Annotated in this window: 13 protein-coding genes; 4 read left to right on the top strand and 9 right to left on the bottom strand. The window is 76.1% G+C overall.

The window, feature by feature from the left end; translation table 11 throughout:
• Positions 1–7: 7 nt before the first annotated feature.
• The 8 genes from thiO to R3E88_03280 form a co-directional block, all read right to left on the bottom strand.
• Positions 8–1,246: a glycine oxidase ThiO gene (gene thiO / locus R3E88_03315; GenBank protein ID MEZ4215484.1), complete on the bottom strand. Its 1,239-nt coding sequence runs from the start codon at positions 1,244–1,246 to the stop codon at positions 8–10.
• A complete protein-coding gene (locus R3E88_03310; protein ID MEZ4215483.1) occupies positions 1,236–2,171 on the bottom strand; it encodes an SCO family protein in 936 nt (311 codons plus the stop codon). Before R3E88_03310 ends, thiO begins: the two co-directional genes overlap by 11 nt.
• A complete protein-coding gene (locus R3E88_03305; GenBank protein MEZ4215482.1) occupies positions 2,168–3,304 on the bottom strand; it encodes a hypothetical protein in 1,137 nt (378 codons plus the stop codon). Before R3E88_03305 ends, R3E88_03310 begins: the two co-directional genes overlap by 4 nt.
• Before the next feature lie 43 nt (positions 3,305–3,347).
• Positions 3,348–4,187, bottom strand: a complete 840-nt coding sequence (locus R3E88_03300; protein ID MEZ4215481.1) for a hypothetical protein — start codon at positions 4,185–4,187, stop codon at positions 3,348–3,350.
• A gap of 31 nt (positions 4,188–4,218) precedes the next feature.
• Entirely contained in the window at positions 4,219–5,235 is a 1,017-nt protein-coding gene (locus R3E88_03295; GenBank protein MEZ4215480.1) for an aldo/keto reductase, read from the bottom strand.
• Positions 5,236–5,357: 122 nt separating this feature from the next.
• Positions 5,358–5,753 carry a hypothetical protein gene (locus R3E88_03290; GenBank protein MEZ4215479.1) on the bottom strand — a complete coding sequence of 132 codons (396 nt, stop codon included), beginning with the start codon at positions 5,751–5,753 and terminating at the stop codon, positions 5,358–5,360.
• Between the two features lie 203 nt (positions 5,754–5,956).
• Positions 5,957–7,513: a GMC family oxidoreductase gene (locus tag R3E88_03285; protein ID MEZ4215478.1), complete on the bottom strand. Its 1,557-nt coding sequence runs from the start codon at positions 7,511–7,513 to the stop codon at positions 5,957–5,959.
• Positions 7,510–8,160: a hypothetical protein gene (locus R3E88_03280; protein MEZ4215477.1), complete on the bottom strand. Its 651-nt coding sequence runs from the start codon at positions 8,158–8,160 to the stop codon at positions 7,510–7,512. Before R3E88_03280 ends, R3E88_03285 begins: the two co-directional genes overlap by 4 nt.
• A 124-nt stretch (positions 8,161–8,284) precedes the next feature.
• On the opposite strand from R3E88_03280, the gene R3E88_03275 reads away from it, so the two are divergent.
• Both R3E88_03275 and R3E88_03270 read left to right on the top strand, forming a co-directional pair.
• Entirely contained in the window at positions 8,285–9,055 is a 771-nt protein-coding gene (locus R3E88_03275; GenBank protein ID MEZ4215476.1) for an SDR family NAD(P)-dependent oxidoreductase, read from the top strand.
• A 32-nt stretch (positions 9,056–9,087) separates the two neighbouring features.
• Positions 9,088–9,795, top strand: a complete 708-nt coding sequence (locus tag R3E88_03270; protein MEZ4215475.1) for a 16S rRNA (uracil(1498)-N(3))-methyltransferase — start codon at positions 9,088–9,090, stop codon at positions 9,793–9,795.
• 25 nt (positions 9,796–9,820) lie between these two features.
• Here R3E88_03270 and R3E88_03265 read toward each other — a convergent pair whose 3' ends face one another.
• Positions 9,821–12,313 carry a rhomboid family intramembrane serine protease gene (locus R3E88_03265; protein MEZ4215474.1) on the bottom strand — a complete coding sequence of 831 codons (2,493 nt, stop codon included), beginning with the start codon at positions 12,311–12,313 and terminating at the stop codon, positions 9,821–9,823.
• A 216-nt stretch (positions 12,314–12,529) separates the two neighbouring features.
• Here R3E88_03265 and R3E88_03260 point away from each other — a divergent pair, with 216 nt between their 5' ends.
• Both R3E88_03260 and R3E88_03255 read left to right on the top strand, forming a co-directional pair.
• Positions 12,530–14,689 carry a CehA/McbA family metallohydrolase gene (locus R3E88_03260; GenBank protein MEZ4215473.1) on the top strand — a complete coding sequence of 720 codons (2,160 nt, stop codon included), beginning with the start codon at positions 12,530–12,532 and terminating at the stop codon, positions 14,687–14,689.
• 106 nt (positions 14,690–14,795) lie between these two features.
• Positions 14,796–15,923: a DUF1214 domain-containing protein gene (locus R3E88_03255; GenBank protein ID MEZ4215472.1), complete on the top strand. Its 1,128-nt coding sequence runs from the start codon at positions 14,796–14,798 to the stop codon at positions 15,921–15,923.
• The last annotated feature ends 32 nt before the right edge of the window (positions 15,924–15,955 follow it).

Raw genomic sequence — 15,955 nt, 5'->3', positions numbered from 1 at the left:
GCGCGCGCTAGCGGCGCTGCGGCGCCGGCGGGCGCGCGAAGCGGGCGGGATCGAAGGGCGCGGCCTCGGCCGCGCCCGCCTTGCCGAGCACGAGGTCGCGGACGAGCTCCCCGGTCGTCGGCGCGAGCAGCACGCCGTTGCGGTGGTGCCCGTACGCGACGACGAGCCCTTCCACGCCGCGGAGCGCGCCGATCGACGGCAGCCCGTCCGGTGACGCGGGCCGCAGCCCCGCCCAGCAGCGCAGCACCTCGGCCTCGCCGAGCGCGGGCACGAGACGCCGCGCGCCCTCGAGCAGCGCGGCGACACCCGCGGCCGTGACGCGCGCGTCGAAGCCGACGCGCTCCTCGGTCGCGCCCACGACGAGGCTCCCGTCGCGCTTCGGCACGAGGTAGAGGCCGCCCTCGCCCCACACGATGGCGCGCGAGCGCGGGAGCGGAGCGCCGAGCGCGAGGATCTGCCCGCGCACCGGCTCGACCGGCGGCGGCGCGGCGCGCGCCGCTCCGTCCGCGCCCCGCACCTCGGGAAGAGCCGCCTCCATCCATCCTTCGAGCGCGCGGCTCCACGCGCCGGCGCACACGACGACCGCGCCCGCCGCGACGTCGCCCGCGATCGCGCCCTCCGCGCGCACGCCGCAGATGCGCCCGCCCTCCGCGAGGAGACCGCGCACGTCGACGCCGAGCGCGATGCGGGCGCCGCGGCGCTCCGCGCCGCGCGCGAACGCGCGCGCGAGCAGCGGCGGACGCACGTGCGCGTCGCCACCCGACCAGATCGCCCCCTCGACGTGCGGCGCGAGCGCGGGCTCGAGCGCGCGCGCGGCGGCGGCGTCGAGCCACTCGACCGCGACGCCGGCGGCGCGCAGCGCATCGGCGCGCGCGGCGAGCGCGCGCGCCGCGTCCGGCGACTCGGCCGCGCGCAGCAGGCCGGACCGCTCGAGCTCCGGGTCGACGCCCGACGCGGCGCGCAGCTCGTCGCAGAGCGCGGGGAAGCGCGCGAGCGCGGCGAGCCCGAGCGCGAGCAGCGGGCTCCCCGGTACGCCCTCCGCTACGGGCGCGAGCATGCCGGCCGCGGCGCCCGACGCCGCGCTCGCCAGTGCGTCGCGCTCGAGCAGCAGGACGTCGAGGCCCTCGTTCGCGAGGAACCACGCCGCCGCACAGCCCGCGATGCCGCCGCCGACGATCGCGACGTCCGCCGTCGCCGCGCGGCGCGCGCGCGGGGCGGCGGCGCGCGCCGGCGCGCTAGGGCGCATCGCCGGCCGCGGCCTCTCCGGGGTCGTGCGCGGGGTCGTCCGCGTGCTCGTGTGCGTGCTCGTGCGCGGAGCCTCGTTCCGCGCTCGCGAGCGGCGTGCGCGCGAGCGCGACGAGGTCGGCGGCGATCTCTTCCGCGCCGTGCTCCATCCCGAGATAGCGACGCACGATCTTCCCATCGCCGTTCACGAGCAGGGAGACGACGAGGTGCTCGATCACGCCCTCGGCGTCGCGCGTCTTGCCGACCGCGTAGCTGCGGACGACGGCGTCGACCTCGCCGGGATCCCCGCCGAGGAACGACCAGTTCCGCGTGTCGGCGCCGTGCTTGCGGGCGTAGGCGCGAAACGCCTCGGGCGTGTCGTTCGCCGGGTCGAGCGAGATCGAGACGAAGTGCACGCGATCGCGCACGTCGTCCGGGAGCGCGCGCTGCACGGCCACGGCGCGCGCCGTCTGCAGTGGACACGGTCCGGGACACTGCGTGAAGACGAAGTCGACGAGGAGCGCCCGGCCGGCGAGATCGTCGAGCGTGAGCACCCGCCCGTCCTGGTCGCGCAGCGAGAACGGCGGCGCCACGGTCGTGCGCACGAGCTGCTCGCCGAGGCGCGCCCACTCGTCGCCCACCTCGACGGTGCCGAGCACGGTGGCGTCGACGATCTGGTACGCGCTGCCGGTGAACACGAGCGTGAACGAGATGCGTTGGCCGGGCTCGAGCCTCGCGAGCAGGTCCGCATCCGGCACGTCGAACGTCATCGTCATCGGTCCCATCAGCCCGCGCACGGCCCCGTGGTCGACGACGACGACGGCGTCCTCGCGGCGCACGTCCTCGACGATGCCGCGCGCGCCGTAGCGCCGGACGTCGTCGCAGCCGAGCGCGAGCAGCGCGCACGCCCCGGCGAGAACGGCGACGGCGCGCCGCCGCGCGCTCACGGGTACGACCAGCGCCAGCCGACGCGCACGCTCCAGTCGAACGAGGGCGCCGGGCCGTCGAGCGACTCGAGCAGCGGGAAGCCCGCTTCGAGCGCGAGCGCCTGCCGCGGCGCGAACGGGAGCCGCACCTCGGCGCCGGCGAGCAGGTCGACGCGCTCGCCGCGCTGGCGCATCGGGTCGTTGGCCGTCGACTCGGCGATCGGCATGCGCGTGTCGCGCCCGCTCGTGTTGCCCCAGCGGTGCCAGCGCAGCCGCAGCGACGTGCTGAGCGCGTCGCACCACTCGCGCGCGAGCCAACCCGTCACCGCATAGCGATTGCCCGGCGTGTAGTGCGCGTCGCCGACGTCCGCGTCGCCGAGCTGGAAGAGCGTCGCGATCTGGCCGCCCCAGGTGTACTTCCAGAGCGTGCCCTCGTAGGTGAGCCCCGTCTCGACGTGCCACACGCCCGAGCCGGGCTGCATGGCGTAGGGCAGGACGCGCTGCCCGCTCGGCGTGTCGTCGCGCTGCGAGATCGAGCCCGTCGGCATGCCGAGCTCGGTCGAGAAGAAGAGCCGCTCGCTCCCGTGCCGCATGAAGAGGAAGACGCCGCTCAGTGCGATGTCGCCGAGCCCGCCCGACTCGGTCGTGTACGAGCCCGACGCCGTCTCGTTGCGCATCTCGGCGCGCACGAACGGCACCTCGAGCAGCAGCGACAGCCGGTCCGTCGTCGCGACGAGCAGCGCGAACTCGTGTCGCTCGACGCGCAGGCGGCTCGGCGCGCTCGCGAAGAAGGGAGTGCGCGACAGATAGCCCGTCGCCGTCACGTCGTTCGTGCGCTCGCGCAGCTGGTCGTAGGAAGCGACGTCGTAGCTGTAGCCGACGGCGATGCCGCCGCGCGCGAGCGTGTGCCCGCCGGAGACGCCGATCGGCGGGTGGAGCGCATGCGCGCCGTGCGCGTCGGCCGCGGCGTCGGCGCCCGCAGCCCCGTCCTCGGCCGCGGCAGGCGACGCGGCAGCGACGGAGGCGACGGCGAACGCGCAGGCCAGGGCGGCCGCGTGCGCGCGCCGCGCGCGCGGCGACGTCCGCGCCGGGGCCGACGTCCGCACGGGCTGCGCGCGAACGGTGGGCGGGCGCGGAACGACGAGACGCTGCATCGCGCGCGGCAGGCTAGCAGCCCGCGCCGCGCGAGTCCGTTGCTCAGCGACGCGCGTAGCGCTCGCGGAAGCGTTCCTCGAGGCGCGCGAGGTCGGCGCGGAACGAGCGGCGCGCCGCGCGGTCGAGGTCGCCCGTCCGCAGCGCACCCTCGACCCACTCGCGCAGCTTGCGATCGCCGTACGTCGTCGCGAGGAAGTCGACGAACGCGCGCGACTCGAGGTAGGCGAGCGCGGCCTGCTGCGGGCCGAACGCGCCGAACGACGGGGCCGAGAGCTGCGCGAGCGCGTAGAGCGAGCCCGCCGCCGCGCGGCTCGCGAGGAAGGCCTGCTCGGGGCCCGTGAGCGTCGCGTAGCCCGCCGCGCGCGCCTCGACCCACTCCGCGACGCCCTCGTTCATCCAGGCGGGGAGCACGAGCGAGGGCGCCTCGTAGTGGAAGGCCGCGTGCACGAGCTCGTGGTGGAGCACGCGGACGAGCCGCGCGTCGACGACCGTCGCGCCGCGGATGTGGATCGCGTCGCCGTAGAAGCCCGCGGCCGGGAACCGGAAGAGCCCGGCGAAGCGCGCGTCGAAGTCGCGCGCGTCGTAGACGGTGACCTGGATGCGGCGCGGGAGGCGGATGCCGAGCAGCGCGTCGATCGTGCGGTACGCGGACTCGAGCGTCTCGAGGACGTCGTCCTCGAAGCGGCGCGAGCCGCGGATGCCGGACGTCTCGTCGATGTCGACGTCCTGGAAGAGCACGAAGTGCGAGGACTCGCGCTTCTCGAAGCGCCCGTCCGCGCCGCGGTCGAACGCGCGCGCGGGGCTGGTCGCGGCGAGCGGGAGCGCGAGCGCGGCGAGCGCGAGGGCGCGCGCCGCGCGACGGGGCCAGTCGATCCGTGCCATCCGCTCGCTCCTCGGGCCCGGCGCGCGCCGCTCAGCCCATCGGGTACGGGATCTCGCGCGAGACCGCGTCGCACGCGGCGAGCACGTCGGCGCCGAGCTTCGCATCGGCGGCCGCGAGCAGCTCGGGCATCTGCGCGAGCGACGTCGCGCCGACGAGCGACGACCCCACGAAGTCCTTCGCGAGCGTCCACGCGACGCCGAGCGTCACGACCGACATGCCCGCGTCCTTCGCGATCGCCGCGAAGCGCTCCTGGGCGGCGAGCGTGCGCGCGTTCACGAAGCGGTCGGTCATGATGCGCGTGCGCGGCTCGCCGGCGCGGTACTGGCTGAAGCGCGCGCCGTCGGGCCACTGCCCGCCCGCGTACTTGCCCGAGAGCACGCCGCCCGCGATCGGGCTGTAGGCGAGCAGGCTCACCTGCTCCGCGCGGCAGACGGCCGCGAGCTCGTCCTCGAAGCGGCGGTTCAGGAGCGAGAAGTTGTTCTGGATCGTCTCGTAGCGAACGAGGCCGTGGGCGTCCGACATCCACAGGCTCTTCGTGAGGCCGTACGCGCTCTGGTTGCTGCAGCCGACGTAGCGGACCTTGCCGCTCTCGACCGCGCGGTCGAGCGCCTCGAGCGTCTGCTCGATCGGCACGTTCGGGTCGGGCCAGTGCGTCTGGTAGAGGTCGATGTAGTCGGTGCCGAGGCGCCGCAGGCTGCCCTCGATGGCGCGCTCGACGTGGTGGCGGTCGAGCGCCGTCGCACCGCTGCGCACCGCGGGGACGAACCATCCCTGCCCGGGGCCCGCGATCTTCGTCGCGACGACGATCTGGTCGCGCGAGCGCCCGGCGAGCCACTTGCCGCAGATCTCCTCGCTGCGCCCGGCGTACTCCGCGCGCGGCGGCACGGGGTAGACCTCGGCGACGTCGAGGAGCTGGACGCCGGCGTCGAACGCGGCGTCGAGGATGCGCACGCTCTCGCGCTCGTCGGCCATCGTGCCGAACGTCATCGTTCCCATTCCGATCTCGCTCACGACGAGACCGGTGCGGCCGAGGCGGCGGAGCTGCATGCGGGGGGCCCTCCGGAGGCGGGCGCGGCGCGTCGGCGCCACGGCGCGCGCAGCCTACCCGATCGGGTCGAGGGCCGGTGGAGCGGGGGTCGGCGAGGGGAGGAAGCGCGCGGCGCGCCGGGCTAGAAGGCGCCGAACGTCAGGTATCGCAGCGCGCCCTGCGCGCCGATCTTCATCACCTGGTACACGTCGGACCAGAACTGCGCGTTCGCGGCCGCGAGCGTGCGGCGATCGTACTCGGGACACAGCTGAGAGCGTCGATTGGTGAGCCGCTCGATGTGCGCCTCGGTCGACGCCTCCCAGAGATCGTCGTCGCGGTCGCGCGCCATGTCGGCGACGCCTTCGAAGTGCGCGATCTGCTTGGTGAGCGTGCGGCAGTGCGCGGCGTAGCTGCTCTGCTGGGAAGGAGTGGAGGCGGTCTGTGCGGAGGAAGGGAGCGGGGCCAGGAGGCCGAGCGCGGCGACGAGCGAGCCGACGGCGCCGAGCCCGAGCCGGAGCGAGTTCGCGTGCATGTCCATCCCCCGCACTTCGCGGCGCCGCGCGTCCACCGCCGACCGAGGACTTGCCGGACGGCTGCGGGCGGTCGCCACTGCGGAGCCCTATCGGCAGCTGGCGCGGGACGTTGAACCGCTCGTTGCGATCGGCCGAGGCCGGAGCCGCGCGGCACCCCGTGGGGCCGCCCTCCTCGCCCCGCCGTGCCGCCGCCCCGACGCCCCGCGCGCTACGCGAGCCGCCCGTGGATGGCGTGCGCCTGGCGGCGCGCGAGCGCCATGGCCGTGAACATCGGGTTCACGGACGGGCAGCGCGGGAAGATCCCGGTGTCGGCGATGTAGAGGTTGTCGAGGTCGTGGCAGCGGCCGAGCTCGTCCACCACGCCCTGCGCCGGGTCGCCGTGCATGCGCGTCGTGCAGAAGACGTGGTTGCCGCCCATCACGAGGTCGCGCCCGTTCACCGCGTCGCTGCGCAGGACCTCGAGCCCGTCGGCGCTGCGGATCGTGTCGGGGATGCGCGCCACGCCCGGAACGACGTGCGTGGCGCCGGCCGCGAAGAAGAGCCGGCCGAGCGTGTAGAGCGCCTCGCGCAGGACGGGCAGGTCGTTCGGGTGGAGGTGCCAGCGCAGCACCGGGTCGAGGCTGCGGCCGCGCCGCGCCCGCACCGTTCCGAGCGACTCGTGGGTCGAGCAGATGGCGTCCCAGACGGCGGTGCGCGGCACCTCGGCGAGGCGCTCCATCAGCTCGGCGCCGAAGCCGGGCGCGCGCACCGCGACGACCGCCGGCGGCGCCCACAGCGACTCCATCTTGAAGCCGCGCTCGAGCATCGCGAGCGACTGGTAGCCCTGGGTCGCGCCGAACTGCGGATCGATCGGCTCGGGGAACGTGCCCGCGATCGCGACGCCCGGGTGGAACTGGAGATTGCGGCCGACCTGGCCCGAGCGGTTGGCGAGGTCGCCGCTCTTCTGCAGCAGGACGGGCGTCGCCATGCAGCCCGCCGCGAGCACGACGACGTCGGCGTCGATGCGCACGCGGTGCGACGTGCGCCCGGTGAAGGGCTCGACGACCTGCCCCGTCACGCCGCGCACGCGCGCTCCCTCCGCGACCACCTGCTGCACCTGCACCGACGTCAGGACGCGCGCGCCGCGGCGCATCGCGGCCGGCACGTAGCTCACGTCCATGCTCTGCTTGGCGCGGTTGCGACAGCCCGTGAAGCACTCGCCGCTCCCGCGGCACCCGCGCACGTTGCGCGCGATCGGCTCGCTCGAGATGCCGAGCGCGTCGCAGCCGTCGCGGAAGAGCGTGTTGCGCTTGCCGAGCACGTCCTCGGGCGTCGGCGCGATGCCGAGGAAGTCGGCGACCGCGTCGTAGTGCGGCTCGAGCTCGGCGCGCGTCGTGCGCTCGAGCGCGAAGCGCTCGCTCCACGCCTCGAAGACGAACGGCGGCGGGCGCACGCAGATGGCCGAGTTCACGAGCGAGCCGCCGCCGACGCAGATCGCCTGCATCGTCGGGATCACCGTGCCGAGCGTCGTGCGCAGGCCGCCCTCGCGCATCGTGCGCGCCATCGAAGGCCCGGCCTCGAGGCGGTACTCGCCCGGCGTGAAGGGCGGCCCCTCCTCGACGAGCACGACGTCGCGGCCCGCCGCGGCGAGCTCGTAGGCGACGACCGCCCCGGCCGGGCCCGAGCCGACGACGACGACGTCCGCCCGCTCGTGCAGGTCGCGGTCGTAGCCCGCGAACACGCGCAGTCGCTCGCGCATCGCCTCGACGCCCGACGGCACGCTCACAGCGGGCGCTCCAGGTAGTCGGGGTGGACGGGCGTGTCGAGCGCGAGCGGCGTGCCGTCGCTCGGCGCGGTGAGGTCCTCTGGCCCGTGGGCGACTTCGTCGAGCCCCTTCCCGATGGGCGGGTAGACGAGATCGACGTCGAGCACGGGCGTCGGGAAGTCGTAGGGCGCGACGCGCAGGAAGCGCAGCGTCGCGGGGTGGTCGAGGTAGGCGAGACCGAGCACCGAGCGCAGCGCCGTGAAGACGAGCCGGCGGGCGAACACGCGGCTCGCGTACCACCCGTGCAGCACCTCGATCCGCTGCGCGAGCGAGAGCGCCGAGAACCGCCGCCAGCCGCGCGGCCCGGGCGCCCAGAAGATGAGCGTCGCGTGCTCGAAGAAGGCGAAGAGCAGGCGGATCTGGAAGCGCTTCCCGGCGTGGAGCACCTCGAACCAGCGGTCCACATAACGAGGCGCATCCACCTCCGAGCCCGCCACCGGGATCGCCCCGCGCGACGGGAACGCGGCGTCGACCGCGGCGCGCAGGAAGGCCGCCTCGCGCGGCGCGATGCGCGCGTAGTCGGGCGGGAGCGGCGGATAGCCGAAGTGCGCCCGCCGGACGGCGAGCGCGACGAGCGCGGCTAGCATGGCGAGCGCGAGAAGCTCCACGGCCGCCCAGCATAGGTCGATCGACGCGCGGCTTCAGGGCCGATCGCGCGCGATCGGCCCGAGCGCCGAGTGCGGTCGGCGCGACGCGCATCCGGGACGAGTGGGAGGAGTGGGAGGAGTGGGAGTGGGGGCGGAAGTGGAGATGGCGCCTGCGGGCCGGCGCGTGCTGATCGTCGGCGCCACGTCCGCCATCGCGAGCGAGGCCGCGCGCGAGTACGCGCGACGCGGCGCACGCCTCTTCCTCGTCGCGCGCGACGCGCGCGCGCTCGCTGCGCTCGCCGACGAGCTCGCGCCGCACGTCGCCGGCGCGCGCAGCGGCGACTTCCTCGACCACGCCGCCGCCGGCGCGCACGTCGCCGCGGCGATCGACGCGCTCGGCGCACTCGACGTCGCGCTCGTCGCCCACGGCTGGCTGCCCGACCAGCCGGCGACCGAGCGCGACCCCGCGCTCGCGATGCGCGCGATCGACGTGAACTTCCTGTCCGCGGTCGCGTTCCTGATCCCGGTCGCGAACCACATGGAGGCGCGCGGCGCGGGACGCATCGCCGTGATGACGTCCGTCGCGGGCGAGCGCGGGCGGCCCCGCAACTACACGTACGGCGCCGCGAAGCGCGCGACCTCGACGTACCTCGAGGGGCTGCGCAGCCGGCTGTGGCGCGCGGGCGTCCGCGTCACCGACCTCCGCCTCGGCCCCGTCGACACGCCGATGACGGCCGATCACCCGAAGAACGCGCTGTTCGGCGCCCCCGGCCCCGTCGGGCGCGCGTGCGTCGCGGCGATCGAGCGCGGGCGGCGCGTCGCGTACCTGCCGCGCGTCTGGCGCGCCATCATGCCGGCCGTGCGCTGGCTGCCCGAGCCGCTCTTCCAGCGTTTCGCGTTCCTGTCGGGACGCTGACGCGGCCGGCGCCGCGCGAGCCCATCGACGACGTGAACCTGCTGCTCCTCGACGACGACGACTTCGTGGACGCGCGAACCGCGCGCGTGACCGGCCGCCGCTGCCGGCACGTGCGCCGCATCCTGCGCAAGCAGCCGGGCGACGTGCTCGCCGCCGGTCGCATCGGCGGGGCGCTCGGGACCGCGACCATCCTCGCGCTCGATCGCGAGGCACTCGTCGTCGAGGTCGCTCTCGACACCGCGCCGCCGCCGCCGCTCGCCGCGACCCTCGTGCTCGCCCTGCCGCGCCCGCCCGTCATGCAGCGCGTGCTCGCGGCCGCGACGAGCCTCGGCGTCGCGCGCATCGTGCTGCTGCACACGCGGCGCGTCGAGCGCACGTACTGGGAGGCGAGCGCGATGGCGGAGGAGAACCTGCGCGAGCAGCTCCTCCTCGGGCTCGAGCAGGCGCGCGACACGCGCCTCCCCGAGCTCTGGCTGCGACCGCGCTTCCGCGACTTCGTGGACGGCGAGCTCGGCGCGCTCGTCGCGGGCGGCGGCGGCGTGCTCGCGCATCCGCAGGGCGCCGCGCCCTGCCCCGCGCGGCTCGCGACCCCGTGCGTCGTCGCGGTCGGTCCGGAGGGCGGCTTCCTCGACGACGAGGTCGAGCGGCTCGCTCGCGCCGGGCTGTCCGCCGTCTCGCTCGGGCCGCGCGCGCTGCGCGTCGAGACCGCGGTCGCCGTCCTGCTGTCGCGCCTGCTCTAGCCGCGCCGGTGCGGCGCGGCGCGCATCAGCCCGCGTCGCCCTCGCAGCCGAGCACGTCGCGGTGATAGGCGTCGAGCGAATCGAACGTCGCGAACGGCTCGCCGCGCACGCTCGCCGCGCTCGGCAGCGCCTCGCCTCCCGAGCCTTCGGCGATGGCGGCGACGAAGCCGCGCAGCGCGGCGAGTCCGCTCTCCGTGCCGTCGACGAAGGCGCGCGGATCGAAGCGATCGCTGCGCAGCCGCACGACGCGCAGCGCCTCGCGCGGGTCGCCGCGCCAGCCGAGCACGAGGTCGATCACGACGACGGGCTTCGGGCCGAGGCCGCGCACGGCCGCGACCGCGACGGCGTCGACGCGGTCGTACGGGAGGCGCGTCTTGCCCTTGCCCTCGGCGTCGACCTTGATCGCGGTCGGCTCGAGCGCGAGCGGGACGGCCGCGATCTGGCGGAGCGCGCGACGCGGCGGCGGGGGCGCGGCGTCCTCGAAGGCGAGCTCGTCCTCTGCGCCGGCGAGCGGCGACGGCGCGTCGAAGATCGGCCGCGTCGGTCGGTCGGGTGCGGGCGGCGCGCTCGGCGCGGCGGCCTGCGCCGGGAGCGACGACGGCTCGTCCGCCGCGACCACGGCCTCGCCGATCGCCATCGGCGGCGTCGCGGCCAGCTGCTCCTCGAGCGGTGCGGCGAGCGGCTCGTCGTCGACGGAGCCGAAGAGCGCGGCGCGCTCGGCGGGCGTCGCGATGGCGGCGTCGCCGTCGCCGTCCGCGAGCCCCGCGAGCATGCCCGGCGAGTTCCAGCTCTCGACGTCCTCGCCCGCGCCGTCGCTCGCCGCCGGCGCCGTCGCATCGTCGAGCCCTTCGAGATCGAGCGCGCCCGGGTCGAGGTTCGCGAAGGCGTCGACCTCGGGGCCGGCGCTCGCTGCGGGCGCCGGCGCGGCCGGCGCCGCGCCGCTCGGCGCCTTCGCGACGAGGCCCTTGAAGCCCGGGAGCGGCCGCGTGACGACGACGAGCGGCTCGCCGCCGGGCGTCCGCCGCTCGGGCTCGTGCGCGTCGGCATCGCCCGGCCCGAACGCGCCCGCGTCGCCGTCGCCCGCCCGGGGCGCCGCCGACGCGGCGCCCGCGTGCGCGTAGGCCGCGAGCTTCTCGCGGTCGCGCGGCGAGCAGTCGGGCTGCTCGCTCGCGCGCGCGGCGATGCGCGCCGCGAGGCCCGCGTCGCGCTCGGCCGCGAAGCCGGCGGCGCGGAGCGCGAGCGCGGCCGGCAGCGGGCGCGGCGCGCGCAGCGCGCGCTCGAGCGCGTCGAGCGCGCCGGCGTCGCGCCCGTCGCGCGCGAGCAGGTCGGCCATGCGCAGGAAGAGCGGCGGCTCGGCGTCGACGACGTCGACCATCTCGACGAGCTCGCCCCAGTAGCGGATCGCGCTCTCGGTCTCGGCGCGCCGCACCGCGTCGCGCACCAGCCAGAGCGCCGCGCCCGCGCCGTCGCCCGGGCGGCCGAGCTCCTTCGACACGTCCCAGAGCCCGAGCGCGACGTCCTCGGTCGCCTTGCGGCCGAACGCGCCGAGCAGGATCTCCATCGCCTCGTCGCGCTTCCCGGCCGTGCGCAGGTCCATCGCCTTCTCGTAGGTCGGGTTGCGGACGGGATCCTTCGCGTCGTCCCAGCGGTCGGTGAGCTTCTCCTCGAAGCCCGCCTTGCGGATCACGAAGGCGAGCGCGAGGCCGCCCGCGAGCAGCGCGCCGTGCGCGACGGCGGGCGCGGCGCCGAGCGAGTGCGGGCCGAGCTGGCGCACCCACACGTACTCCGCCGCGAGCCACGCCGGCGCGAGCAGCAGCGGCTGCAGCGGGAACGCGCCGAGCAGGCGCGGGCTGCCGCTGCGCATCCAGCGCGTCAGGCTCGCGCCGAGGAGCGCGGCGACGAGCCCGCTCGTGCCGAGCCACGGCGCGGGCAGTGCGGAGTGGAACGTCGCGAAGAGCAGCGCGCCCGCCGGAACGGCGAGCGCGCAGAAGGTCGCGAAGACGAGCGAGCCCCAGGCGTCCTCGAGGGCGATCCCGAGCAGCAGCAGGCCCGCGAGGCCGAGCGCGAACGACGGCAGCGTGGCGTGGTAGAGCGCGTGCTCGAACAGGCGCGCGACGCCGGCGTCGAGGCCGCGCACGCCGAAGGCGTTCGCCGGCAGGTCGTCGAGCCGCGCGAACGCGACGGCGACGAGCGCATCGAAGCGCCCCTGGATCCGCTTCACGACGCGCTCGGGAAGCGGCGACATCCCGAGCCGGTCGCGCTCCTCGTCCTCCGCCTCGCGCAGCGCGCGCGCGTGGTCGGCGGCGATGAAGGGCTGCATCGCGTCGGGCAGCACGACGTGCGGATGCTCTTCGAAGTAGGCGACGGCTTCGGCCATCGCGGCGTCGGCCTCGGTCTGGGCCGCGGCCATGTCGTCGCGCATGCGCGCGAACGTCGCGACCACGGCCGCGACGAGCAGGAAGGTGACGAACGGGAAGCGTCGTGCGGACCCATCGGACTGGGTCACGAGCGAGATCATGCGCGTGCTTCTCCCCGGTGGACGACGCCGCCCGCCCGCGCCCGACGCGCGCCGGTGCGCGCACGTCGGGATGGAAGGCGAAGGCCGGCTGCTCAACGGACGGCTCCCATGTGCGCTGAAGCGGGAATCCCGCGCTCGCGCCGATGCGCGCGGCGCCCGCTGCGCGACGGCTGCCGGCGCACTGCGCGGCCCGACCGCGCGCGCTACCTCCTGCGCGTGCGCGCAGGAGGGCGACGAACGGGCGGCGGCGCGCGGCGGGCCGCCGCGCGCGCGGTCGCGGCCGCGCTCGCGTGCGCCGTCGCGCAGCTCGCGGCGTGCGGCGACGCGCCGGGCGACGGCGCCCCGGAACGCGCGGACGGCGCCGAGGCGGCGTCCGGCGCGCGCGATGCCGCACCGTCCGGCCGCGCGCCCGCCGACTCCGACCTCTCGCCGACCGCCCGCCCCGAGACCGAGGCCGAGCTCCGCGCAGACCTCGAAGCGGCGCGCCACCCGGGCGACGGCGGCGGCCGCGCCTGGCTCGTCTCGCTCGAGCGCATCCCCGCGCCCGCACCGGGCGTGCCCGGCGCGGACGGCCCCGCTCCCGCCGCGCCGATCCGCGCCGCCTCGATCCCCGCGTCGGGACGCGCGCGCATCCGCATCGCCTACGAGGTCGGGCCGCACGGCATCGCCCCGGGCGGCGCGCTCTACGTGCAGTCGTCGCCGTTCTGGGATTGGGAGCCCGCGCAGGCCGACGTCCCGGCGCTCGGCGGCTACGCGACCGCCGAGACCGCCGCCGACGGCGTCGCGCTCGAGCCGCACACGTACGGCGGCGGGCTCGTCGCGTTCGTCGTGCGCGGGCGCGCGCTCGCGGCCGGCGCGCGCGTCGACGTCGCGCTCGGCGCGGGCCCGAGCGGCATCGCCGTCGATCGCTATGCGGAGCGCGAATCGCGCGTGTGGCTGCAGGTCGACGCCGACGGCGACGGCACGCGCGGCGTCGTGGCGAGCTCGCCCGCGATCGCCGTGCACGCGGGCCCGCCCGCCATCCTCGTCGTGCGCGCGCCGACGACGGCGCACCCGGGCGACGAGGTCGACGTCCACGTCGCGCTGCTCGACGCGCAAGGCAATGCCGCGCCGGTGTTCGAGGGGAGCGCGGAGATCGCGTTCGAGCCGCAGACGGTGCTCGCGCTGCCCGAGCGCGCGGCGATCGCGCCCGACGCGGGCGGCGCGGTGCGGCTCGCGGCGCGCACCGTCGGCGCGGGCGTCGCGCGGCTGCGCGCGCGGGCGCGGCTCGCCGACGGGCGCGAGCTCGAGAGCGCGGCCGAGCCGCTCGTCGTGGTGCCGGGCGCGCCGCGCGTGCTGTGGGCCGACCTGCACGGCCACTCCGCGTTCTCCGACGGAACCGGAACGCCCGAGGACTACTTCCGCTATGCGCGCGACGTCGCCGCGCTCGACGTCGCCGCGCTCACCGACCACGACCACTGGGGCATGCGCTTCCTCGACGCGAGCCCCGACCTCTGGCAGCGCATCCGCGCCGCGGTCGCGGACGCGAACGAGCCCGGGCGCTTCGTCGCGCTGCTCGGCTACGAGTGGACGAGCTGGCTCTACGGCCATCGCCACGTGCTGCACTTCGCCGACGACGGCCCGCTGCTCTCGAGCCTCGATGCCGAGCGGCGCACCGAGACGCCCGAGCAGCTGTGGAGCGCGCTGCGCGGTCTGCCGGCGCTCACGTTCGCGCACCACTCGGCGGGCGGGCCGATCGCGACCGCGTGGAGCCACGCGCCCGACCCCGTGCTCGAGCCCGTCACCGAGATCGTCTCCGTGCACGGGAGCAGCGAGGCGCCCGACTCGCCGCGCCCGATCTACGCGCCGGCCGACGGCAACTGGGTGCGCGACGCGCTCGCGCGCGGCTACGCGCTCGGCTTCGTCGGGAGCGGCGACAGCCACGACGGGCACCCCGGCCTCGCACAGATCGCGTCGCCCGGCCGCACGAACGGCGTGGCCGCGATCTTCGCGGAGGAGCGCACGCGCGAAGCGGTGCTCGCCGCGCTGCGCGCGCGGCGCACCTACGCGACGAACGGGCCGCGCCTCTTCCTGCGCGCGACGCTCGACGGGGTGTACGAGATGGGCGAGCGCGTCGCCGCGAGCGACGCGCCGACGCACGCTCTCGCGATCCGCGTCGCCGCGCAGGCGCCCATCGCCTTCGTCGACGTCGTGCGCAACGGCGAGATCGCGATGCGCCTCGACGGCGAGGGCGCGCTCGACTGGTCGCGCGCGGGCGACGTGCCGCGGCTGCGACCCGGCGAGACGCTCTACGTGCGCGTCGTCCAGGAGAACGACGGCGCCGCCTGGTCGAGCCCGTTCTTCGGGCCGCTCGACGCGCCCGACGCCGACGAGTGAGGCCGGCGCGCGCCGCGCGCGGTTGACGCCCGCGCGAGCCGCGCGGTAGACAGCCGGCCCGACGTTCCCGAACCGACGAGCGCACGCCCGGTGCGCGGAGGATGCGATGGGCGACCGGCCTCGCGACGACGTCGACGCGTACGCGCTGCTCGCCTCGGGCGAGGCGTGGGACGCGTTCTGCGACGCGCTCAAGGAGCGCGGCAAGGACCTCCTCCGCCCGACGGCGCCGAAGTCGCCGGTCGACCTCGCCGAGGGGCATCGCTACCTCGCGCAGATGGTGCGCTCGGCGTTCGAGCTCGTCCTCGAGGCCGGCGACCCGGCGCGCCCGTGGCTCTTCACGTCCTTGCACGAGACGATGAAGATCGGCTGGGACAACCCGGACAACATCCACACGAACGCGCGGCTCTCGCCCGAGTACACGTACCGGCTGTCGGGAACGCGCGGCGAGGCCGCCATCCTGTCGATCGCGATCTACGGCGGGTCGTACGCCGGCGGCGGCGGGAGCACCGAGGGCTTCGTCTACGCCGACGATCTCGAGATCGCGCCGGACGGGAGCTTCGAGGTCGTGCTGTCGGCGAAGCCGCACGACGGCAACTGGATCCGCCTCACGCCGCGCGCGAAGACGATGATGATCCGCCAGACGTTCACCGACCGACGGCGCCAGGCGCCCGCGCGGCTTCGCATCGAGCGCATCGACGAGGGCGCGCCGCCGCCCGGGCCGCTCACGCCCGAGCACGTCGTCGGCGCGCTGCGGCGCTCGGCCGCCTACATCCGCGGCACGAACCAGATCTTCTTCGACTGGTCCGACCTGTGGAAGACGAAGCCCAACACGTTCTGGGAGAGCGACGCCGAGGCCGCGGCCGCGCAGCAGGGCATCCCCGGGCAGTTCTACGCGAGCGGCTACTGGAGCATCGCCGACGACGAGGCGATCGTGTTCGACGTCGAGCCGCCGGCGTGTCGCTACTGGGCGATCGTGCTGAGCAACTACTGGGGCCAGTCGTTCGACTACCGCTATCACCCCGTCGACGTGAACATGGAGCGCGCGGTGTACCGCGCGGACGGGAGCGCGCGCTTCGTCGTCGCGCACGAGGACCCGCGGCTCCCGGGCGTGAACTGGCTCTCGACGGAGGGGCACGGCGAGGGCGTCTGGACGCTCCGCTACCTGCATGCCGACCGGCACCCGCTCCCGACGCCGCGCGTCGTGAAGCACGCCGATCTCGCCCGTCACGCCTGAAGCCGCGCGCGTTCCCGCGCCCGCGCGGGCTC

This window comes from Myxococcota bacterium, from assembly GCA_041389495.1.
In the GTDB taxonomy this organism is placed as follows: domain Bacteria; phylum Myxococcota_A; class UBA9160; order UBA9160; family UBA4427; genus JAWKRT01.
The sequence above is the reverse complement of the archived record's forward strand: the minus strand, read 5'-3'. Positions and strand labels throughout refer to the sequence as shown.

What these genes read in the sequence shown, in the direction of transcription:
- thiO (MEZ4215484.1), bottom strand. Translation starts at nt 1,246, where the DNA reads ATGCGCCCTAGCGCGCCGGCGCGCGCCGCCGCCCCGCGCGCGCGCCGC.
- R3E88_03305 (MEZ4215482.1), bottom strand. Translation starts at nt 3,304, where the DNA reads ATGCAGCGTCTCGTCGTTCCGCGCCCGCCCACCGTTCGCGCGCAGCCC.
- R3E88_03300 (MEZ4215481.1), bottom strand. Translation starts at nt 4,187, where the DNA reads ATGGCACGGATCGACTGGCCCCGTCGCGCGGCGCGCGCCCTCGCGCTC.
- R3E88_03295 (MEZ4215480.1), bottom strand. Translation starts at nt 5,235, where the DNA reads ATGCAGCTCCGCCGCCTCGGCCGCACCGGTCTCGTCGTGAGCGAGATC.
- R3E88_03290 (MEZ4215479.1), bottom strand. Translation starts at nt 5,753, where the DNA reads ATGGACATGCACGCGAACTCGCTCCGGCTCGGGCTCGGCGCCGTCGGC.
- R3E88_03265 (MEZ4215474.1), bottom strand. Translation starts at nt 12,313, where the DNA reads ATGATCTCGCTCGTGACCCAGTCCGATGGGTCCGCACGACGCTTCCCG.
- R3E88_03255 (MEZ4215472.1), top strand. Translation starts at nt 14,796, where the DNA reads ATGGGCGACCGGCCTCGCGACGACGTCGACGCGTACGCGCTGCTCGCC.